Origin of the sequence: Paraclostridium sp. MRS3W1 (assembly GCF_032465715.1) — a bacterium.
In the GTDB taxonomy this organism is placed as follows: Bacteria; Bacillota; Clostridia; order Peptostreptococcales; family Peptostreptococcaceae; genus Paraclostridium; species Paraclostridium dentum.
Genome location: NZ_JAWDJM010000194.1, coordinates 19460 through 41509, shown reverse-complemented (window position 1 = coordinate 41509; position 22050 = coordinate 19460). Strand labels below are relative to the sequence as shown.

22 protein-coding genes and 2 riboswitches are annotated in these 22050 nt (G+C 30.5%); of the genes, 20 read left to right on the top strand and 2 right to left on the bottom strand.

Annotated features, from left to right (window positions below; all coding sequences use genetic code 11):
* The 3 genes from saoL to RWY47_RS17370 all read left to right on the top strand — a co-directional run bounded on the left by saoL (position 1) and on the right by RWY47_RS17370 (position 2391).
* The gene (gene saoL, locus RWY47_RS17380; protein WP_264319129.1) at positions 1-627 is read left to right on the top strand and encodes a MerB-like organometallic lyase SaoL; all 627 of its coding nucleotides are present in this window, start codon (positions 1-3) and stop codon (positions 625-627) included.
* Positions 628-800: 173 nt separating this feature from the next.
* On the top strand, positions 801-1328 hold the full coding sequence (locus RWY47_RS17375; RefSeq protein ID WP_021433753.1) for a VanZ family protein: 528 nt from the start codon (positions 801-803) through the stop codon (positions 1326-1328).
* Positions 1329-1581: 253 nt separating this feature from the next.
* On the top strand, positions 1582-2391 hold the full coding sequence (locus tag RWY47_RS17370; RefSeq protein ID WP_168930433.1) for a chemotaxis protein CheW: 810 nt from the start codon (positions 1582-1584) through the stop codon (positions 2389-2391).
* Between the two features lie 82 nt (positions 2392-2473).
* Here the strand turns inward: RWY47_RS17370 and RWY47_RS17365 are convergent, their stop codons facing one another.
* Positions 2474-3040 (bottom strand): CD3073 family putative ECF transporter S component, encoded by a 567-nt coding sequence (locus tag RWY47_RS17365; protein ID WP_150843239.1) that lies wholly within the window; start codon positions 3038-3040, stop codon positions 2474-2476.
* Positions 3041-3216: 176 nt separating this feature from the next.
* Between RWY47_RS17365 and RWY47_RS17360 the strand changes: the two genes are divergently transcribed.
* The gene (locus RWY47_RS17360) at positions 3217-3750 is read left to right on the top strand and encodes a CD3072 family TudS-related putative desulfidase (protein ID WP_150843238.1); all 534 of its coding nucleotides are present in this window, start codon (positions 3217-3219) and stop codon (positions 3748-3750) included.
* 89 nt (positions 3751-3839) lie between these two features.
* Here the strand turns inward: RWY47_RS17360 and yidA are convergent, their stop codons facing one another.
* Entirely contained in the window at positions 3840-4649 is an 810-nt protein-coding gene (gene yidA / locus RWY47_RS17355) for a sugar-phosphatase (protein ID WP_142729838.1), read from the bottom strand.
* A gap of 235 nt (positions 4650-4884) precedes the next feature.
* Between yidA and RWY47_RS17350 the strand changes: the two genes are divergently transcribed.
* The 16 genes from RWY47_RS17350 to RWY47_RS17275 all read left to right on the top strand — a co-directional run bounded on the left by RWY47_RS17350 (position 4885) and on the right by RWY47_RS17275 (position 22020).
* The gene (locus RWY47_RS17350; RefSeq protein ID WP_168930435.1) at positions 4885-6579 is read left to right on the top strand and encodes a M3 family oligoendopeptidase; all 1695 of its coding nucleotides are present in this window, start codon (positions 4885-4887) and stop codon (positions 6577-6579) included.
* Positions 6580-6816: 237 nt separating this feature from the next.
* Positions 6817-7755: an iron-hydroxamate ABC transporter substrate-binding protein gene (locus RWY47_RS17345; protein WP_150843236.1), complete on the top strand. Its 939-nt coding sequence runs from the start codon at positions 6817-6819 to the stop codon at positions 7753-7755.
* Between the two features lie 81 nt (positions 7756-7836).
* Entirely contained in the window at positions 7837-8847 is a 1011-nt protein-coding gene (locus RWY47_RS17340; protein WP_150843235.1) for a FecCD family ABC transporter permease, read from the top strand.
* A 1-nt stretch (position 8848) separates the two neighbouring features.
* Complete coding sequence (locus RWY47_RS17335; RefSeq protein ID WP_224170671.1) at positions 8849-9865, top strand: FecCD family ABC transporter permease; 1017 nt, start codon at positions 8849-8851, stop codon at positions 9863-9865.
* 15 nt (positions 9866-9880) lie between these two features.
* Positions 9881-10672 carry an ABC transporter ATP-binding protein gene (locus RWY47_RS17330; RefSeq protein WP_150843233.1) on the top strand — a complete coding sequence of 264 codons (792 nt, stop codon included), beginning with the start codon at positions 9881-9883 and terminating at the stop codon, positions 10670-10672.
* Between the two features lie 267 nt (positions 10673-10939).
* Positions 10940-11060: riboswitch (glycine riboswitch) on the top strand.
* A gap of 95 nt (positions 11061-11155) precedes the next feature.
* On the top strand, positions 11156-11527 hold the full coding sequence (locus tag RWY47_RS17325) for a GrdX family protein (protein WP_021429544.1): 372 nt from the start codon (positions 11156-11158) through the stop codon (positions 11525-11527).
* A 42-nt stretch (positions 11528-11569) separates the two neighbouring features.
* Positions 11570-12532 (top strand): thioredoxin-disulfide reductase, encoded by a 963-nt coding sequence (trxB, locus tag RWY47_RS17320; RefSeq protein ID WP_021433742.1) that lies wholly within the window; start codon positions 11570-11572, stop codon positions 12530-12532.
* A 144-nt stretch (positions 12533-12676) separates the two neighbouring features.
* The gene (trxA, locus tag RWY47_RS17315) at positions 12677-12994 is read left to right on the top strand and encodes a thioredoxin TrxA (protein ID WP_021429589.1); all 318 of its coding nucleotides are present in this window, start codon (positions 12677-12679) and stop codon (positions 12992-12994) included.
* A gap of 65 nt (positions 12995-13059) precedes the next feature.
* Positions 13060-14346: a glycine/sarcosine/betaine reductase component B subunit gene (locus RWY47_RS17310; protein WP_021433741.1), complete on the top strand. Its 1287-nt coding sequence runs from the start codon at positions 13060-13062 to the stop codon at positions 14344-14346.
* A 242-nt stretch (positions 14347-14588) separates the two neighbouring features.
* On the top strand, positions 14589-15068 hold the full coding sequence (grdA, locus tag RWY47_RS17305) for a glycine/sarcosine/betaine reductase complex selenoprotein A (protein ID WP_077175940.1): 480 nt from the start codon (positions 14589-14591) through the stop codon (positions 15066-15068).
* A gap of 26 nt (positions 15069-15094) precedes the next feature.
* A complete protein-coding gene (gene grdB / locus RWY47_RS17300; protein ID WP_168930440.1) occupies positions 15095-16438 on the top strand; it encodes a glycine reductase complex selenoprotein B in 1344 nt (447 codons plus the stop codon).
* A 132-nt stretch (positions 16439-16570) separates the two neighbouring features.
* A complete protein-coding gene (grdC, locus tag RWY47_RS17295) occupies positions 16571-18106 on the top strand; it encodes a glycine/sarcosine/betaine reductase complex component C subunit beta (RefSeq protein WP_021433739.1) in 1536 nt (511 codons plus the stop codon).
* 54 nt (positions 18107-18160) lie between these two features.
* A complete protein-coding gene (grdD, locus tag RWY47_RS17290) occupies positions 18161-19309 on the top strand; it encodes a glycine/sarcosine/betaine reductase complex component C subunit alpha (protein ID WP_035115250.1) in 1149 nt (382 codons plus the stop codon).
* Positions 19310-19811: 502 nt separating this feature from the next.
* Positions 19812-19895: riboswitch (cyclic di-GMP riboswitch) on the top strand.
* A 138-nt stretch (positions 19896-20033) separates the two neighbouring features.
* On the top strand, positions 20034-20654 hold the full coding sequence (locus RWY47_RS17285) for a BsaA family SipW-dependent biofilm matrix protein (RefSeq protein WP_224170672.1): 621 nt from the start codon (positions 20034-20036) through the stop codon (positions 20652-20654).
* Between the two features lie 23 nt (positions 20655-20677).
* On the top strand, positions 20678-21253 hold the full coding sequence (locus RWY47_RS17280) for a signal peptidase I (protein WP_150843231.1): 576 nt from the start codon (positions 20678-20680) through the stop codon (positions 21251-21253).
* Positions 21254-21318: 65 nt separating this feature from the next.
* Positions 21319-22020, top strand: a complete 702-nt coding sequence (locus RWY47_RS17275) for a BsaA family SipW-dependent biofilm matrix protein (protein ID WP_150843230.1) — start codon at positions 21319-21321, stop codon at positions 22018-22020.
* The last annotated feature ends 30 nt before the right edge of the window (positions 22021-22050 follow it).

The following is a 22050-nucleotide window of genomic DNA, read 5'->3' as shown; positions in this document are numbered from 1 at the left end:
ATGGAAAACAACAAATATAGGAATTTAAATCAAATACAAAAAAATATTAGAGTATCAATCATGGATATGATAATCGAAAAAGAAAGACCTGTAAGCATAGATGAAAGTATAGTTTTTTTAGAAGATAAACTAAACTTAAAAAAAGAATATGTAAAAGAAACTCTAAAATTATTTATAGATAAAAACATAATGGTTGTAGATGATGATGGATACATAAATTTTATATATCCAGTATCAGCACACCCAACTATGCATAGAGTTACATTAGAAGATAAAAGAGAATTTAATGCAATGTGTGCAATAGATGCAATGGGATGGAGATGCACTTTTAATCAAGATATAGATATAAAATCTAGATGTTATGTAACTGGAAATGAAATCAATATATCGATAAAGGACGGTAAGGTAACAAGTTTAAATAATCCTGATTTAAGAGTACTTCATTTAAATTTGGATAAGCACGAAAATTGGGCAGCAAACTGTTGAAACATAATGAATTTCTTCTGGACGAAGAATGAGTTTGATGAATGGGTAAAAGAAAATGGATTTGAAAATGATGAAGATATATACTGCTTAGATATAAATGAAGCTATGGATGCTTCATATGACATATTTTATGTAGGCTAAAAAAGAAGTTACCTTAAACAGGTAGCTTCTTTTGATTCTTCAAATAAAATTCATTTACTATTTTTAGATTTGTAGTATAATAAGTACTTATATAAAAGTGATTTATCACTAAATTAAACTTTTAGGTATATATTAAACTTGTGCCTATATTGTGAAAGACAGGTGATGGAGGTATGAAAAAAATAGTATGCTTACTACTAGTAGTAATGACTATGGGAGGTATGTATTATTTTTCTAGTCAAGAAGGAGATGTATCAAAACAACAATCTGATACAGCTGTTAGTGTAATTGATAAAATTAGATCAGAAGTAACTTTAAAAGATCATAATATAATAAGTGTAAAAGAAAAAGTTTTTGACAAGCTTAAGCAGTATGGAGATAAGGGGTATATAGTTAGAAAAATGGCTCATTTTAGTATATATGCAGGTATAGGATTTTCTATAAGCTTACTTATATATGCGCTTAGTAGAAGAATATACATAGCTAGTATTGTAGCCATGATAGCAAGTATATCATATGCTTATTATGATGAGATGAGACAGTTAGCGGTAGCTGGAAGAGTAGGTAGTATGAAAGATGTTCTTATAGACTCATCAGGAGCTCTTACAGGTATCTTAATACTGTTTGTAATAGTTATAGTGTTTAAAGGTATTAGAGGATTCTTTAACTTTATATTTAAAAGACATAGTAAAGCTGTATAGGTTACTTAGTGGGAGTGTATATAAGTTTCTTACAACAGGCTGGAAAAAAGCCTGAAATGTTTCGAAACTTATATACACTCCCACTTTGCGTAGTAGAAATTAAATGTAAAAGTGAGAAAGATTCTCAAAAGGACTAGAATATTATTGGTAAGATTTGGTATAATTAGAAAGCTAATGATTTGTAATTATAATTTTAATAATAAATTATTAGAATTTATAGGGTTTATATCATTTTAAGGAAGGGAATTTAACGATGATAAGTGAAGAAAGATTACCTCACGTTATATTTAGGGTAGCTGATAATTTATATGCAATTGATAGTAGTGTTACAATTGCATTAACTGAGTTTCCTGATAATATAACTCCAATACAAAAAAGTGAAAAATTTGAATTAGGGGTTATGCAATTAAGAAACCAAATAGTACCAGTTATGAGTATGAGAAGTTTATTTGGATGTAAATCATCTGAAGAAGAATATGAAGATTTTAAAGCTATGATAGATATTAGAAAAAATGATCATATTAAGTGGGTAAATGAATTGAAAAATTCAGTGAATGAAAATAGAGAATTTACTTTAACTACAGATCCACATCAATGTGCATTTGGTAAATGGTATGATAATTTTTCAACTGATATACAAAGTATAAATTTTCATATGAAAAAGATAGATTCACCACATACTTTACTACATGAGATAGCCATAGAAGTTGAGAAATGTAAAAAAGAAAAAAATGAAGAGATTAGGGAAAAAAAATTACTAGATTTGCTTAATAAAGCAGAAAAACAATATATGGAGAAAGTACTTGAATTATTAGATAAAACAAAAGACATTTTTAAAGATCATTATCATGATATGGTAATTGTAATTATGCAAAATAATAGATTTATAGGTCTTGCAGTAGATGAAATTTTAACTGTAGATAATTTTATAAAAAATGAAACTTCAGAAAGCAATTTTATAATTGATCAACCTAAATATATTTCTGCAATTGGAGAAACTAAAGATATCGATGAACATATATTTTTAATTAAAGAAGATAAATTATTTGAGTTATATAAATAGATAGAAGATTACATGAAAAAAGGGTGTCGCAAATATTAATGCGACACCCTTTTTTACAGAGTGCTTTAAAAAGGTTATTATATTATGAAACTTTATAAGTCTGTTTAGAAAACTGAGATATAAAGTTTTTTGGCATTTTACTTAAGAAATAAACCACTAAAATACAAGATAAAGGTTTATCTACTATATTACTAATAATTCTTGGGATAAAAGCAGCTGTAAAAATTTCTTGTCCAGATTGAACTAAAAATCCAACCAATAAGTCTGCTCCACTTCCACTTAAACCTCCAAATAATAGTATTGAAATAGGTGTTCCTATTAAAGGGCAAACTACAGCTAATAATAATCCTGTAAGTATAGCCTCTTTGTAACCAAATGATTTTTTTCTAGCTATAAATCCAACTATAACACCTAGTGATATATTAACTAAAGCAAATGGTATATTTGTAGGGTCGGATATTACACCAAGGACTAAATTTGTTCCTCCCCCTATAAGTGCTCCCCATAAAGGGCCAAGGACAACAGCCCCAAGTACTGTTCCAACGGTATCTAAAAATAGTAATGGAATGTTTAACATACCGACAAACATACCGAAAACTATATTTACTAATATACACATTGCGCTAAATGTTATTTTTTTTGTATTCATGATTACGATTTCCTCCGCAATTAAATTATTAGTACATAATTAATAATAATACAAAACTATCAATTTTTGAAATCGGAAATATTTATAAGTAAATTGTCTAAAATAGTAAAAATCTATAACACACCAATTATTTACTGTGATACTATGAAAATATTAATAAAATTAAGGAGATATATATGGAAAGAAAAAGGGAAATAGTAGCTGTTTGCCACTGTATATTAAATTGTAACTCTAAAGTGGAAGGGCTATCTAATGATAAAGGGTCACATAATGTTTCTTTACAAATTTTAAGTAGTGGGTATGGAATAATTCAATTACCTTGTCCTGAGATGGTTATGTATGGAATTAAAAGGTGGGGACATGTAAAAGAACAATTTGATAATTTATTTTATAGAAATCAATGTAAGATTATGCTAGATCCATACATAAAACAATTTGAAAACTATATTACAAGTAATTATAAAATTAAAGCTATAATAGCTATAGATGGAAGTCCTAGTTGTGGATATAATAAAACTTGTAGTTCTAATAATTGGTTTGGAGAGTTAAGTGGATGTAATAATTTATCTGAAAAATTAAGTGATATAAAAATGATAGATGGAAAAGGAATATTTATTGAAGAACTAGAAAAATCATTAAAGGAAAATAATTTAGAAATACCAATTATAGGTCTAGATGAAAGTGTTGGATTAGATATAAATACAATTTAAATGGATATTAACTATAATGAAAAGGTGAACTAAATTACTGCTGAATTAAGCATTAATATAGTTCACCAATATTAAAATAAATTTAAAATCTATAATATAAAGTCAGATATAACCTTAGCAACACCGTGGTTATTATTAGTTTCAGTAACATGATTAGCTATTTCTTTTATACTATCTCTAGCATTACCCATAGCAACTCCAAGTCCTGCAAACTCAATCATATGTCTGTCATTTTCTTCATCTCCAACAGCTATAACTTCAGACGGATCTATGCCTAACTTATCACATAGAGCTTGTAATCCTGAACCTTTGTTAACCTTTTTATTTAAAAATTCTAAGAAAAATGGAGCTGAACGAACTATAGTGTATTTATCATGGAACTCTTGTGGAATTTTAGTTATGATATCTTCTATAACTTCAGGTTCATCAACTAGCATAACTTTACAGAATGTTAAATCTGAATTAATTTCCTTTTCATCCATACAAATAACAGGAATGTTATTAAGTGTAGATTCATGAACACTGTATTTAGGAACTTCTGTATAAGGAACAACTAAAGAATCTGGAGTGTTTATATGAATTTTTATATCATGTTTTTTAGCTAATTCATTATATATATAATCGAAATCTTCATGACTCATTTCTATATTAGAAATAACATCTTGAGAAGTAATTTCTTGAACAAGTCCACCATTAAATGTAACAACATAATTTTCTTCATCATTAAGTTTTAATTCTTTTAATAAAGTTTGAACCCCTGGAAGTGGTCTGCCAGTTGATAATACAACTTTAACACCTTTTTCTTTTGCATTTTGTATTGCATCAAAAACCTCTTGTGTAACTTTTTTTTCACTATTTAGTAATGTACCGTCTATGTCTAATGCGATTAGTTTATACATAAATTCCTCCCAATAAATCAATTTAATTTGTTAAGTACAGTTTATATTATAGTCAAAATTTTATCAATAGTTTAGGATGCAGTAAAATACAAAAACTAAATGAATAGAGGGTTAATTGACTTTAAATTATACGTATAGTAAAGTAAGTTTAAAGATATAAATTAGTAAAAATTTACATAAATTATAGCTTTTAACATAAGCTAAAACTACAAATAATATATAACGAGGTGATAAAATGAAATTTAAGGATTTTAAATACAAAAGACCTAATTATGAAAAAATAAAAGATGAATTTAAAAATCTAGTAAAAAACATGGAAACTAGTACAAATTATGATGAGCTTAGAAAACATATAGATGATATTAATAAACTAAGAAATCATATAGATAGCATGGCAACGCTAGTTTCTATAAGATACAGTATAAATACTGAAGATGAATTTTATGCAAAAGAAAAAGAGTATTGGGATGAAAATGGGCCTCATTATGAAGAGCTAAATTCATTATTTTATAAAGCTCTAGTGAATTCAAAATTTAAAGATAAACTTACACAAGAGTTAGGAAAGCAATTTATGTCTATAGCAGACTATTCTCTACAGGCATTTTCTAAAGAAATAATAGCTGAGTTACAAGAAGAGAACAAATTAGCATCAGAATATACTAAACTTTTAGCATCTGCAAAAATACCTTTTGATGGAGAAGAAAGAAACCTTTCAGGACTAGGGCCTTATATGACATCTCCATTTAGAGATGAAAGGGAAAAATCATCACAAGCATATTATGGATTCTTTGAAGCAAATGAGAAAAAATTTGATGATTTATTCGATAAACTAGTAAAAGTAAGAGATAAAATGGCTAAAAAACTAGGTTTTGAAAATTTCGTAGAACTTGGCTACATAAGAATGTTAAGAACTGATTATAATGCAGAAATGGTTGAAAACTTTAGAAAACAAGTTAGTGAGTATATAGTACCTGTTGCAAATAAATTATATAAAAGACAAAAGGAAAGATTAGGACTTCAACAATTTAGATACTTTGATGAAAACTTTGAGTTTAATAGTGGAAATGCAAAACCTAAAGGAGACTCTGATTTTATAATGAAAAATGGTATTTTAATGTACTCAGAGCTTTCTAAGGAAACTGATGAGTTCTTTAAATATATGATGGATCATGAATTAATGGACTTAGAAACTAAAAAAGGAAAAGGTGCTGGAGGATATTGTACATATATACCAGAATATAAGGCTCCTTTTATATTCTCAAACTTTAATTCAACAGCAGATGATATAGATGTTTTAACTCATGAAGCTGGACATGCATTCCAAGTTTATATGTCAAGATGGATTGAAATTCCAGATATAAACTTCCCAACATACGAAAGTTGTGAAATACATTCTATGAGTATGGAATTTATAACTTGGCCTTGGATGGAACTTTTCTTTAAAGAAGATACTGATAAATATAAATTTGTTCATTTAGGTAGTGCTATTAAATTTATACCTTATGGAGTTTTAGTAGATGAGTTCCAACATATAATATATGAAAATCCAAACATGACAAAAGATGAAAGAAAATTAGTTTGGAGAGATTTAGAAAAGAAATATCAACCACATAAGGATTATGAAGGCAATGACTTCTTAGAAAGAGGTGGATGGTGGTTTAAGCAAGGCCACATATTTAAAAATCCATTTTATTATATAGATTATACATTAGCTCAAATTTGTGCACTTCAATTCTGGAAGAAGATGCAAGTTGATAGAGTTAAAGGATGGCAAGATTATCTAAATATTTGTAGAATAGGTGGAACTAAGTCTTTCTTAGATATTGTTAAGTATGCTAATTTAATATCTCCTTTTGAAAAAGGTTGTGTAAGTAGTGTTATTGAAAGTATTGATGAATATTTACAATCTATAAATGATAAGAATATGTAGGTTATGCAGCTAGGGTGGTAGTTATTATTTTCTCCATACCAAGTCTTTCAGACTTGAAGTATTACGAAAATAACAACTACCACCCTTTGCTATTTTAAAACCATAAAAAACATTTTAAGAAAATAATGGAAAATTATAAAAGTAATTGACTATTATTCTCAATGTTGCTATAATGGGAACAAATAAAAGTGATAATTAATTTCAAATAGTAATTAAAAATAATTGGGAGGTTTATTCATGAAAAAACGAAAGTCATTAGTATTGCTTGCAGCAGTAGTAGCCACGTTAGGGTTAGTTACTGGGTGTGCAGGCGGTAATTCATCAAATAAAGAAAGTAATGAAAAAAGAACGGTTCAATCAGTAAAAGGAGATGTTGAAATACCAGCAGATCCAAAACGAATAGTAGATATTTCAGGAAGCAGTGAAGAACTTTTAATTTTAGGACACACACCAGTTGCTACAGCTAATGTAGACTCTTATGAAACTACTAAAGTACCTTCATACATAGAAGATAAATTAAAAGATACTAAAGTTGTAGGACATTCAATGATGGATACTATGGATGTTGAAGCAATTTTAGGAACAAATCCAGACTTAATAATAATGAGTCAAAGACAAGAAAAAATATATGATCAATTAAAAGAAATTGCTCCAGTAGTTATGATAAAAGACTATGCAAATGATTGGAGAAGTAAATTAGTAGATGTTTCAAAGTTATTTAACCAAGAAGATAAAGCTAAAGAGTGGTTAAGCAATTATGATAAAAAAGCTGAAGAACTTGGAAAAGAAGTTATAGCTAAAAATGGAGATCAAACGTACTTAACAGTTTTAGCAACTCAAGGTCAATTTATGGTATTTAGTGATGCGGGTATAGGAACTATTGTAAATGATGACATGAAACTAGCTAGACCTAAAAATATGCCAAAGCAAGATGGTATAACATTACCAACAGTTAGTATGGAAGGTTTAACTGAAATAGATGCAGATCACATTATTGTTATAGCTACGGATTCTGATAAAAAAGATTTAGAAAATAGTTCAGTATGGTCACAAATTAGAGCGGTAAAAGATGGAAATGTAACAATCTTAGATGCTTCACCATACTTTACTCAATCATATAACCCTATAGGTAGAGAGTTATTATTAGAATCAGTTAAAAATGAATTAATAAAGTAATTTAGTATAGCAGGTGTGTATAATGGATTTCATTTTCACACCTGTTTTTAATCATAGAAATATAGAAAGGTATGTTTAGACATGAAATTAAGTAAAAAGAGTTCGGCTTATTTATTAATTATAATTGGAATAGCAATTCTTTTTATTGGTATTTTTATATCGGTATCAATGGGACCTAAGGATATAAGCTTAAATACCATGATAAATAGTTTTATATCCAATTCAAGTGATGTAGATACAAAAATAATTAGAGATGTTAGAATGCCAAGAGCTATAGCGGCAGCATTAGTTGGAGGTTTCTTAGCTGTATCGGGGGCTATAATGCAAGGTATTACGAGAAACCCTATAGCAGATCCATCTGTAATGGGTATAACACAAGGAGCTACATTTACTATAGCTATAGCTTTAGTTTTACAAAAGGTAGTACCAGGGTTTGCACCAGGAAGTTTTGGGCTTATGATATTTTCTTTTTTAGGAGCAAGTATAAGTGGATTGCTAGTTTACTTTATAAGTTCTAGAACGAGAAAAAAAGTTGATCCAGTAAAATTAGCATTAGCAGGAACAGCATTAGGTACATTATTAGTGTCACTAGCTATGGCGTTTGCTATGTACTTTAATTTATCTCAGCAACTAAGCTTTTGGATTTCTGGAGGACTAGTAAGTGCTAAATGGGAAGGCGTAAAGCTTTTATTAATTATCGGAGGTATAGGTTTTATAGTAGCTATGATAATGGCTCCGAGAATTACAATATTAAGCTTAGGTGAAGAAGTTGCTATAGGACTTGGACAAAAAACTAATTTAGTAAGATTTATATCGTTAGTAGTAGTAGTTTTAATGACAGGAGCAAGTGTGTCTGTTGCTGGAAATATTGTATTTGTAGGTCTGGTAGTACCTCAAATTGCAAAAGGAATAGTTGGAGCAGATTATAAATATATAATACCTAGTTCTTTAGTTTTAGGGTCTTTGTTATTAGTTTACAGTGATATCTTATCAAGAATGATAAATCCACCGTATGAAACACCAGTAGGTTCAATAACTGCACTTATTGGAGTACCGGTCTTTATATATCTTGTAAGAAAGGAAACTAGATAAAATGAAAACTAATAATAAAAAGTCTAAAATTATATTAATAGCATCGATTTTATTAGCACTTATATTTATTACTGTGTTGATAAGTTTAAATATGGGATCGTTTAAAATTCTACCTATAGATGTATTAAAAACATTTATAGGACAAGGACAGAAAAATTATGAAATAGCAATTTTTAAATTAAGACTACCTAGAATAGTTATTGCAATATTAGTAGGAAGTGCATTAGCAACAGCAGGGGCTATACTTCAGGGAGTTACTAAAAATGATTTAGCAGATTCAGGAATATTAGGTATAAACTCGGGAGCTGCATTGTTTGTTGTAGTATATATATATTTAATGAATGGAAATGTGTATGATGGAGTAAGTAACTTAACTATATTTACAATGCCTATAGTTGCATTACTGGGGGCATTATTCGGAGCCTTCTTAATATATGTATTAGCATTTAAAAATGGCATTAGCTCTCAAAGATTACTTTTAATAGGAATAGGTATAAATATAGCATTTACATCTATAATGACGATTTTCCAATTGAAATTTACTACTCAAGAATTTAATAGAGTAATGGCATGGACATCAGGAAGTATATGGGGTAGTAACTGGAAGTATGTACTAGCAATACTACCTTTTATAATAGTATTTATGTTTCTTGTAATATATAAATCAAGATATCTAGATGCATTAAATTTAGGAGATGAAATATCTACAGGGCTTGGTGTTAATGTAGAAAAGGAAAGAAAAAAGCTAATAACCTATGCAGTTATATTAGCAGGAGTTGCAACATCAGTAGCTGGAAGTATTTCATTTTTAGGATTAGTTTCACCTCACATTGCTAGAAAGCTTGTTGGACCTAAACATAAAAGGTTAGTACCTATATCAGCATTAATAGGAATATTACTTATATTAGCAGCTGATACTGTATCTAGAAATTTACTAGCACCAATAGAAATACCAGTAGGAATAGTTATATCTATAATAGGTGTACCTTACTTTATATATTTAATGTTAGCAGATTAGAAAGAGGTAAAAATTATGAATTCAATAATAACTAAGGACTTAAACATATCTTATGGAAATATAGATATTGTAAAAAACTTAAATTTAAATATACCAAAAGGAAAAATAACTACAATAATAGGGGCTAACGGATGTGGGAAATCTACTATTTTAAAAACTATAGGAAGAATAATAAATCCAAAGAGCGGAAGTATTTATATAAATGGTAAAAATCTTCATGAGGAAAATCCAATAGATATCGCAAAAGAAATGGCAGTACTTCCACAAAATCCACAAGCTCCAAGCGGACTTACTGTAGAGGAATTAATATCTTATGGTAGATTTCCTCATCAAAAGGGATTTGGAAAGATGAATAAAGAAGATAAGGATATTGTAAGTTGGGCTATGGAAGTTACAAAAATATCTGAATTTAGAGATAGAAATATTGATGATTTATCTGGTGGACAAAGACAAAGGGCATGGATAGCAATGGCTCTTGCACAAGAAACAGATATATTATTACTAGATGAACCTACAACATATTTAGATTTAGCTCATCAATTAGAAATTTTACAGTTATTAGATGAATTAAATAAAAATGAAAAACGAACTATTGTAATGGTTATCCATGAGTTAAACAATGCATCTAGATTTGCAGATCATATGATAGGAATTAAAAAAGGTAAAATTGTATGTGAAGGTGAAGCTCATGATGTTATGACAAAAGAAAATCTAAAAGAAATTTTTAATATTGATGCAGAAATTGTTGAAGATCCACGAACAAAAAAACCTGTTTGTTTAACATATGATATGGTTAAAAAAAATTAAAAAATAAAGGCATAAAAAAGGAATACTTAAAAGAAATTAGAATAAATATAAATTGAAAGTTAGAAAATTAACTTAATAGATAAAATCTATGGAAAGAAGTTAATAAAAAGATTATAGCTATACCAACGGGTTGACAAAAAATGGACAATATCAACAAAAAAACATAAAAAAATATTTGAAAAAGTATTGTATATATTTACCAAGCTAGATATAATGTAATTAAGAAAAGCACCTAAGGGGCAAAGACAAAACTAAAAATTAAACCGTTTGAAGGTTAAAGGAGACGGTCTCTAATTTGGGGAAATTAGAGATGACCGAAGGGACAAATTTAAATTCATCCCAAAAGGATTTAAATGAAATTCTCAGGTGAAAGGACTTTAACTGGACGGATCTCTGAAAGACATTTTGACAGGGAACTAAGTGGGGACTTAGTTTCCTGTTTTTTAGTTTAACAAAAGAAATTTTGAAAGTGAGTGTAGACAAATGTTAATAATCACTAACAATCCTATGATTCAGGAAAACGTTACTGACAAAGAAGTTATAATGTTAGACACTGACTATATAGGAACATTAAAGGAATGTAGGGATTTAGTTCATAAGGGGTATGAATTATTATCACATCCGCTATATGGGAGCGTAAAACCCAATGAGACACCATATCGTACAGTCATAATTAAAAAGGGGAAATCTCTAGACACAAATTCATTAAACTTAATAGAAGAAGCCATAGAAACAGCAGAAAAATTTAAAAACAACAAGTTAACTCCTATGTGGACTGAAAAAGTTTTAGACGATTTCAGAGTAATTGATTTTGATATAATGAGAAATACAATCCAAAGAATGCAATATGTATAAACTTTGGTGTATATATATTAATAAAAATAGGGGGTCGAGATAATGGAAAATTTATATGACATAGTCATAATAGGTTGTGGACCTGCAGGTCTTGCAGCTGGTCTTTACGGCGCAAGAGCTAAAATGAAGACTTTAATACTTGAAAAAGGAAAAACTGGTGGACAAATAGTTATAACTCATGAAGTTGCTAACTATCCAGGATCAGTTGAAAATGCTACTGGACCAAGCTTAATAGCTAGAATGGTAGAGCAATGTAAAGAATTCGGTGCTGAAATAGTTAGAGACTCTATAGTAGACACTGAATTAGAAGGAAACATAAAAGTATTAAAAGGTGAAAAAGGTGAGTACAGAGCTAAAACTGTTATAATAGCTACTGGAGCTACTCCTAAAAAATTAGGATGCCCAGGAGAAAAAGAATTAACAGGTAAAGGAGTTTCTTACTGTGCTACATGTGACGCTGACTTCTTCGAAGATTTCGAAGTATTTGTAGTTGGAGGAGGAGATAGTGCTATAGAAGAAGCATTATACTTAACTAAGTTTGCTAGAAAAGTTACTATAGTTCATAGAAGACAAGGTTTAAGATGTGCTAGATCTATAGAAGATAAAGCAAGAGCTAATGAAAGAATAGAATTCTTATTAGATACAGTTATAGATGAAATAAAAGGTGATGGATTAGTTGAATCAGTAGTATTTAGAAATACTCAAACAGGTGAAACTAATGAATACTTCGCTGATGAAGAAGATGGAACTATGGGAATATTCATATTCGTAGGATTTGATTCTCAAACAGAGTTATTCAAAGGTAAAGTAGATATGGATGACTATGGATACATCAAAACAGATGACAATATGTTAACAAATATACCAGGTGTATTTGCTGCAGGAGATTGTAGAGTTAAATCATTAAGACAAGTTGTTACAGCAACAGCTGATGGAGCTATAGCTGCAGTAACAGCTGAAAGATATGTAGAAGCAAACTTCGAAGAAGAAGTTACTAATTGCTAATAAAAAAGTACTTTTAACAAGGTTATCGGGGGATGATGTTTATCAAATTAAACATTACTTAGTGAACGGTACTTAAATTAAAATAGCTATTAATATATTAAAAATATATTAAAATATATAAATTCCAATAAGGGGGATACTGAAATGATAGCATTAGAAAAAAATACATTCGATCCAGAAGTATTAGAAGCAGAAGGGCTAGTATTAGTTGATTTCTGGAGTCAAGGTTGTGAGCCTTGTAAAGCATTACTTCCAGATATAGAAAAATTTGCAGAAGCATATGGGGAAAACATAAAGTTCTGTAAATTCGATATAACTAAAGCTAGAAGAGTTGCTATAAAAGAGAAGGTTTTAGGTCTTCCAACTATAGCTATATACAAAGATGGAGCTAAAATAGATGAAGTAACGAAAGATGATGCTACAGTTTCTAATATAGAAGCTATGATAAAGAAGCACTTATAAGTAATTAATGGGGATTCAATTCCCCGTTAAAATAAATTAAGTTCAAAAAATTAGGGGGTGCCAATATGCGTCTTGAGTTAGGGAAAATCTTTATAAAAGATGTACAATTTGGAGCAGTAACAGAAGTTAAAGATTCAGTATTATACATCAACAAAGAAGAGATGTTAAAAGAAATTGGTGGAGATGAACATATAAAATCAATAGATTTAGATATAGTTCGTCCAGGGGAAAGCGTTAGAATAATACCAGTTAAAGACGTTATAGAACCGAGAGTAAAAGTTGATGGTAATGGAGGAATATTCCCAGGAGTTATATCAAAAGTTGACACTGTTGGAGAAGGTAGAACTCATGCACTTAAAAATGTTGGAGTTGTAACAACTGGTAAAATAGTTGGTTTCCAAGAAGGTATAATAGATATGACTGGTCCTGGAGCTGAATATACACCATTCTCTAAGTTAAACAACGTTGTTGTTATAGCTGAACCAATAGATGGTTTAAAGCAATACGATCACGAAAGAGCTGTTAGAATGATAGGATTCAAAGCTGCTACATACTTAGGAGAAGTTGCTAGAAACTTAACTCCAGATGAAGTTGTAGAGTACGAAACTAAGCCATTATTAGAGTCAGTAGCAGAGTATCCAGAACTTCCTAAAGTAGGATATGTATACATGCTTCAAACTCAAGGATTATTACATGACACATATGTTTACGGAGTTGACGCTAAGCAAATAGTACCAACATTATTATACCCAACTGAATTAATGGACGGAGCTATAGTAAGTGGTAACTGTGTTTCTGCTTGTGATAAAAACCCAAGTTATGTACACATGAATAACTCAGTAGTTGAAGATTTATATCTACAACACGGAAAAGAAATAAACTTTGTAGGAGTTATTATAACTAATGAAAACGTATACTTAGCGGATAAAGAAAGATCTTCTAACTGGACTGCTAAATTATGTAAACAATTAGGCTTAGATGCTGTAATAGTATCTCAAGAAGGATTTGGTAACCCAGATACAGACCTTATAATGAACTGCAAGAAAATAGAAGGTCAAGGTGTTAAAACTGTTATAGTTACAGATGAATATGCTGGTAGAGATGGAGCATCTCAATCATTAGCTGATGCTGATGTTAAAGCTAACGCTGTTGTAACTGGTGGAAATGCTAACCAAGTTGTTGTATTACCTAAGATGGATAGAGTTATAGGACACGTTGAAGTTGCTGATGTTATAGCTGGTGGAGCTGCTGGATCTTTAAGAGAAGATGGATCTATAGAAGCTGAGATACAAGTAATAACTGGAGCTACTAATGAAACAGGATTCGGATTCTTAACAGCTAAGGGGTATTAGAAACTGTAATACGATTAGGTCGCTTCGTGACATTTAATATTGTTTCCTTTACACAAAGTCCTTCGGACTTTAAGTGTTTCGTCAACAATATATAAATATCACTACACTACATTCGTAAATACAAGTGTTTCATAATATAGCTGAGAAGAATATATTTAAACAAAAATAGATTTTTAAAGAGTGTGAATTTAAAAAGGTATTAAAATGACAATATTAAAATAAATGGGAAAAGGAGATATATTATGAGCTTATTAAGTAATAAAAAGATCATAATCATAGGTGACCGTGACGGAATTCCGGGACCTGCGATAGAAGAGTGTGTAAACACTGTAGAAAATACTGAAATAGTTTTTGCTTCAACAGAATGTTTTGTCTGAACTGCTGCTGGGGCTATGGACTTAGAAAACCAAAACAGAGTTAAAGATGCTACTGAAAAATTCGGTGCTGAAAATGTTGTGGTTTTACTAGGTGCTGCTGAAGCCGAAGCTGCAGGTCTTGCAGCTGAAACAGTAACTGCTGGAGATCCAACTTTCGCTGGACCACTTGCTGGTGTTGAGTTAGGATTAGCTGTTTATCATGTTGTTGAACCAGAAGTGAAAGAATTATTTGATGAGTCAGTTTACGAAGATCAAATAAGTATGATGGAAATGGTTCTTGAAGTTGATGAAATAGTTGAAGAAATGAGCGATATAAGAGGTCAATTCTGCAAATATAATGCCTAATTAAATCAAAAGGGGTTGAGATAAAGATGGAAAAGATAAAAGTAGTTCACTACGTAAACCAATTCTTCGCAGGAATTGGAGGGGAAGAAAAAGCTGATACGAAACCACATATAGCTGAAAAATTACCTCCAATAAGTTTACAATTAAACAAGTTATTAGGGGATGAAATAGAAATAGTTGGAACTGTAGTTTGTGGAGATAGCTATTTCGGAGAAAACATGGAGTCTGCTAGCCAAGAAGTATTAGGAATGGTTAAGAGCTTCGAACCACAATTATTCATAGCTGGACCAGCGTTCAATGCAGGAAGATACGGGGTTGCTGCAGGAACAATAACTAAATTCGTAAAAGACGAATTAAATATACCAGCTTTAACAGGAATGTACATTGAAAATCCAGGAGCAGATATGTTCAAAAAAGATTTATATATAGTATCAACATCTGACTCTGCTGCTGGTATGAGAAAGGCTCTTCCAAAAATAGCTACATTAGCTAAGAAATTAGCTAGTGGAGAAGAAATAGGATCTCCAGCTGAAGAAGGTTATATAGAAAGAGGAGTAAGAGTTAACTACTTCGCTAAAGAAAGAGGTTCTAAGAGAGCTGTAGATATGTTATTAAAGAAAATAAAAGGTGAGGATTTCGTAACTGAATATCCAATGCCAAACTTTGATAGAGTTGATCCACAACCAGCTATAAAAGATTTATCTAAAGCTAAAATAGCTCTAGTTACTTCTGGTGGTATAGTTCCTAAAGGAAATCCAGATAGAATAGAATCTTCTTCTGCATCTAAATACGGTGAATATTCTATAGCAGGAGTTGACGATTTAACTGAAGAAACTTACGAAACTGCTCATGGTGGATTCGACCCAGTTTATTGTAACTTAGACTCAGATAGAGTTTTACCAGTAGATGTTTTAAGAGACTTAGAAAGAGAAGGAGCTATAGGTTCTTTACATGAGTTCTTCTATACAACTACAGGTAACGGAACTGCTGTTGCAAGTTCTAAGAAGTTTGCTGCTGAATACGCTCAAAAGTTAATAGCTGCAGGAGTTGACGCTGTAATACTAACATCTACTTGAGGTACTTGTACTCGTTGCGGTGCAACGATGGTAAAAGAGATAGAAAGAGCTGGTCTTCCAGTTGTTCATATCTGTACAGTAGTACCTATATCTTTAACTGTTGGAGCTAACAGAATAGTTCCAGCTATAGCTATACCTCATCCTCTTGGAAACCCTAAGTTAGATCCAGCTGAGGAAAAAGCTTTAAGAAGAAAATTAGTTGAAAAATGCTTAGTTGCATTAGCTACTGAAGTTGATGGTCAAACAGTATTTGAAAAAGATATAACTTTAAAGGATATAATGGCTAACGCTTAATATTGAATTAAATAAAGTTAAAACTAAATAGGTGGGTTATTTTCCCACCTATTTTTTATAAAGTCATCCAGTCTTTTATCATAATAGAATTCAAGTAAAAATAATAACATATATACATTGGGGGTAAATATTATGACATTTCCAGTTTTAAAAGGTGCTAGTTATATTTTAGTTCACACACCAGATATGATAGTTAAAAATGGTACTACTTGTGCTGTTGAGAGAGAAACACATCCAGAATCAGAATTTTTAAAAGAAGTTACTAATCATATAAGAAGTTATGAAGAAGTAGTAAATTATATACCAAACCAAGTTTACATAGGAAACAACAGACCAGAAGAATTAAGAGAAATAGCTCTTCCATGGTGCGAATACAAAATGGAAGGAAAAAGAGATGGTAAGCGTGGAGAAATAATGCCACAAGATGAGTTTTTAGCAATGATGCAAATATGCGATGCTTTTGACTTAGTTAAATTAAAAGAAGATTTCGTTAATAATATAAGACCTAACTTTGAAAAGAACTACCCAGAGCTAGCTCCATTCTTTGGAAAGCTTAAAGGTGATAATATAGATGATGCAAATGAATTAATAGATTCACACCATGCTGAAGGATTATACCATAATGATCAATTAGTTGGATATGTTAAGAGAGCTCATGATGTTGACGTTAACTTAAACGCACATACAATGTTTGAAAACTTAGTTGTAAAAGCTTCAGGAGTTGTTGCTGCAGTACAATTAATAAGAAAAGAAAATGTTAATCCATTGGATATAGATTATGTAATAGAATGTTCAGAAGAAGCTTGTGGAGATATGAACCAAAGAGGTGGAGGAAACTTCGCTAAGGCTATAGCTGAAATGGCTGGACTTCAAAATGCTTCAGGATCAGATACAAGAGGTTTCTGTGCTGGACCTACTCATGCTTTAATAAATGCTGCTGCACTTGTTAAATCAGGAATATATAAAAACGTTATGGTAGTTGCAGGTGGAGCTAGTGCTAAACTTGGAATGAATGCTAAAGACCATGTTAAAAAAGGTCTTCCAGTATTAGAAGACGTTGTTGGAGGATTCGCTGTTTTAGTTTCTGAAAACGATGGAGTTAACCCAATAATAAGAACTGATTTAACAGGAAAACATAGTGTTGGAACTGGATCTTCTCCACAAGCGGTTATGACTGCATTAATAACTAGTGGACTTGATAGAGCTAACTTAAAAATAACTGATGTTGATGTTTACTCAGTTGAAATGCAAAACCCAGATATAACTAAGCCTGCTGGAGCTGGGGATGTTCCAGAAGCTAACTATAAAATGATAGGTGCTCTTGCTGTTAAGCGTGGAGACTTAGAAAAGAAAGAATTAAAGAACTTTGTAAGCGAAAAAGGTATACCAGGTTGGGCTCCAACTCAAGGACATATACCTTCAGGAGTTCCATATATAGGATTTGGTATAGATGATTTAACTTCTGGAGATAAAAACAGAGCTATGGTAGTTGGTAAGGGAAGTTTATTCTTAGGAAGAATGACTAACTTATTCGACGGAGTTTCTTTCATAGTTGAGAGAAATCAAGGTGTAGAGGAAGAAGCAGCTGCAGTTTCTAAAGAAGAAATCAAGAAAATTATAGCTGAATCTATGAAAAAATTAGCTCAAGATATGTTAATAGAAGAGTAGGAATAGAAGACGTATAGAATTTTATAAAAATTCATTTTGAGGGGAGATCTGGTTATGCCTAAAAAGATTATAGCCGAAACTTTTTTAGATATAGCAAATGCTATTGAAAGCGGCGAATTTGGTAAAAAAGTTAGAATTGGTTTGACTACATTAGGTAGTGAGCATGGAACTGAAAATTTAGTTAAAGGTGCTCACCTAGCTAAGTCAAATTTATTTGATATAGTTTTAATAGGACCTAAAGTTGAAACTGAACTTGAGGTTGTTGAAGTTAATGAAGAAAGCGAAATGCATTCTAAAATGGAAGAATTATTAGATTCAGGTTACATAGATGCTTGTGTAACTATGCATTACAACTTCCCTATCGGAGTTTCTACAGTTGGTAGAGTTATAACTCCAGGTAGAGGAAAAGAAATGATACTTGCTACTACTACAGGAACAAGTGCTACAAACAGAATAGAAGCTATGGTTAGAAATGCTGTTTATGGTATATCTACAGCTAAGTCTATAGGAATCAAAAACCCTACTGTTGGTATATTAAATGTTGACGGTGCTAGACAAGTAGAAAAAGCTTTAAAAGATTTACAAGCAAATGGATATGATATATCTTTTGCTGAATCAGTTAGAGCAGATGGTGGTTGCGTAATGAGAGGAAATGACTTATTATGTGGGGCTCCAGATGTTATGGTTACTGATACTTTAAGTGGAAATATATTTATGAAAGTATTCTCTTCATTTACTACTGGTGGAGATTATGAAGCTCAAGGATTTGGATATGGTCCTGGTGTAGGTGAAGACTATGATAGAAAGATATTAATATTATCTAGAGCATCTGGTTCTCCAGTTGTTGCAAATGCGTTAAAATACGCTTATGATGTTGTTAAAGGTGATGTTACTAAGGTATCAAAAGATGAATTTAAAAATGTTAAAAATGCTAAATATGACGATATTATAGCTGCTTTAACTAAGAAAGAAGTTAAAAAAGATAATGATGAGGAAGTAGCTATGCCGGCCAAAGAAGTTGTTACTCATCAAATATCTGGTGTAGATATAATGGATTTAGAAGATGCGGTTAAAGTTTTATGGAAAAATGGAATTTATGCAGAAAGTGGTATGGGATGTACGGGGCCTATAGTTCTTGTTGCTGACGGAAAAGGAGAAGCGTGTGTTAAGATGCTTCTAGATGCAGGTTATACTGCTAAATAATTAAAAAACGAATCCTTGCCATGGAAGTAGTTTAAAGACTGAGTTATTAGGGGGTGTAGGATTTGTGGTATGTTTTGCTCCATACAAGCTGAGAAGATGCTTGTAAATGTCGCTGCAACATACTCACAAATCCTACACTTAACTGATAACTCAGTCTTTTTTTGATAAGATAAAAGATAAATGTCGCTGTAACATACACACAAATCCCACACTTAACTGATAACTCAGTCTTTTTTGGATATTTTTTCAAAATTACAATAAATTAAAATGAATATCAGTTTATCAATTTGTATCAAAAAAATAGCGAAAATGTCGTAATAATGCATAATTTAATTTTTAAAATTAATAATACTTAAAATATAAATTAAAAAATTTGAAAAACAATGTAAGTAAGAAATTAATTAAATAAAATGTAAAAAAATGGAAAACGATTTAGGGTGTTTTAGGGAATATTTTTCAGTATAATAAAAAAGAAGAATAAATTAATAAGGAATCTAATAGGTTTAAATATAGAAGCTATGAAATATGTTTTGTATATGGGCACTTGAAACATATGGAGCTAATAGTGCAACCGGCTATTTAAAGATATAAGTAAAAAATTACTTTTATCATTTAAATAGCCTTTTTTATGCTAAAAATGTTGTATTTACTAAGAATTTGTGGACAATCTACACAATAAAGCAAAGTGAATTTTTAGTTATTATGAAAAATTAAGGAGAGTTAAATGAGTAGAAAAAGAATTAAAGTTGGAGCAGTATCTATACTTTTATTAATATGTATCGTCACCGTTCAAAAGATATCATATGCAAGTTTGACATCCAAAGATAAAGTGACCAATACATTGAATTTAGGGGATATAAATATAGAAGTAAGTGAGAATTTTACACCATCTAAAGATTGGGATGGAGATGAATATAGCAAAGAAGTAAAAATAAAAAATAATAGTACATCACCGGCACTTATAAGAGTATCGATAATTCCTAGATGGGTAGATGAAAAAGGAAATGCATGGCCAGGAGATAATAATTTAGTAACTTTAAACTATGAAACTAATAATATAATAGCAAATCAAAATACAATAAAAAATAATAAATGGATCTATGGCAACGACAATTATTATTACTATAACACAATAGTTGCAAAGGGCAAAGAAACAGAACAAATATTAAAATCAGTAAGCGCAAACATTCCGGAAGAATTACAAGAAAGATATAAAAATAAGACTTTAATAGTAGATGTAAAAGCAGAGGCTGTACAGGCTACAAAAGATGCATATAAAAGAACTTGGAACAATATTGAAAATCAAGGAATACATAAAATGCTAGAAAATTTATGTACTAGGTAAAAAAATTTCAGGGAGAATATACTATGGAAAACAAAGTAATGTTAAAAAAATTAGGGAATATACTTTTTTATGTAGTTCTAATATCTTTATTATCCATATCATTTATCATGGTAAAGTCTGTAAAAGATGGAAAACAGCCAACGATAATGGGATATAAATTTTTTACAGTAATGACAGGAAGTATGCAACCTTCAATAATGGTTGGAGATTTAGTAATAGCTAAAGAACTACCGCCTGAACAAGTAAATGTAGGAGATGTAATAACATTTAAAAGTCAAAATTCAGGAAATATAACAACACATAGAGTAAAAGAAATTAAAAAAGATGAAGCAGGAATAAAATACATAACACAAGGTGATGCAAATAATGTACAGGATCAAAATCCAGTAGAATCAAACGCAGTTATAGGTAAAGTTGTTAAATGTATACCGAAGGTTGGAATGGCTATGTCATGGATGAAGTCACACCTATCACTAATTATAGTAGGAATATTTGCAATAACAGCATTAAGTGCTATAGGTAGTAACCTTAGAAAAAAACTAAAATCTATAAATGAAGAAGAAAGACAAAATAAAGAAAAAGAAAAAGCGGATGCATAAAACAACTGTAACAGTAAGTGCTGATTACATAGATTGAGTAAATATTTAATTTTGGAGGGAAGAAAATGAATAAGAAAGTTCAAGCGTTAGTAGTATCAGGAGTACTGACAGTAGGTGTAATAGGTGGAACACTTGCATGGTTTACATCTCAAGATAAAGCAACAAATACTTTTAACACAGCATCAAATAACGGAGAAAATGGTAAGGGAATAAAAATAGTTGAGGAATTTGAAAAACCTGAAAATATGCTTCCAGGTGATAATGTAAATAAAGATGTACAAGTAAGTAATACTGCAACATATGACCAGTTTATAAGAGTTAAATTCATACCTAGATTTGTAGAATTAGGAAAGGATAGCAATGGAAAAGAAGTTAGAACACCAATAACAGAAAGAAAAGCATCTGATGGAACAATGCACCAATTGGATACTACGAAAATAATATTAAACTTCACTGAAAACCTAAAAACGGATGGATCTAATGGATCGTGGATTAAAGGGAATGATGGGTACTATTACTATATGGGTAAAGTAGCTCCAGAAAAATGGACTAATACATTACTTGATTCTGTAACATTAGATAAGAACTCAGGAAATGATTATATAGGATTAGGATTTGATATAGACGTTGAAGCAGATTCTACTCAAGCTTCAAATGATGCGCATAAAGATTGGGCTAAAGATAGTGGCTTAATTGAAAAATTAGATAAATTACAAGCTCAAGGTGTTGTAAATCCAAGAGACGCTATAGAGAAAAATCAAAAATAATTAAAATTAAAAAATCTAATAAAGGAGTGA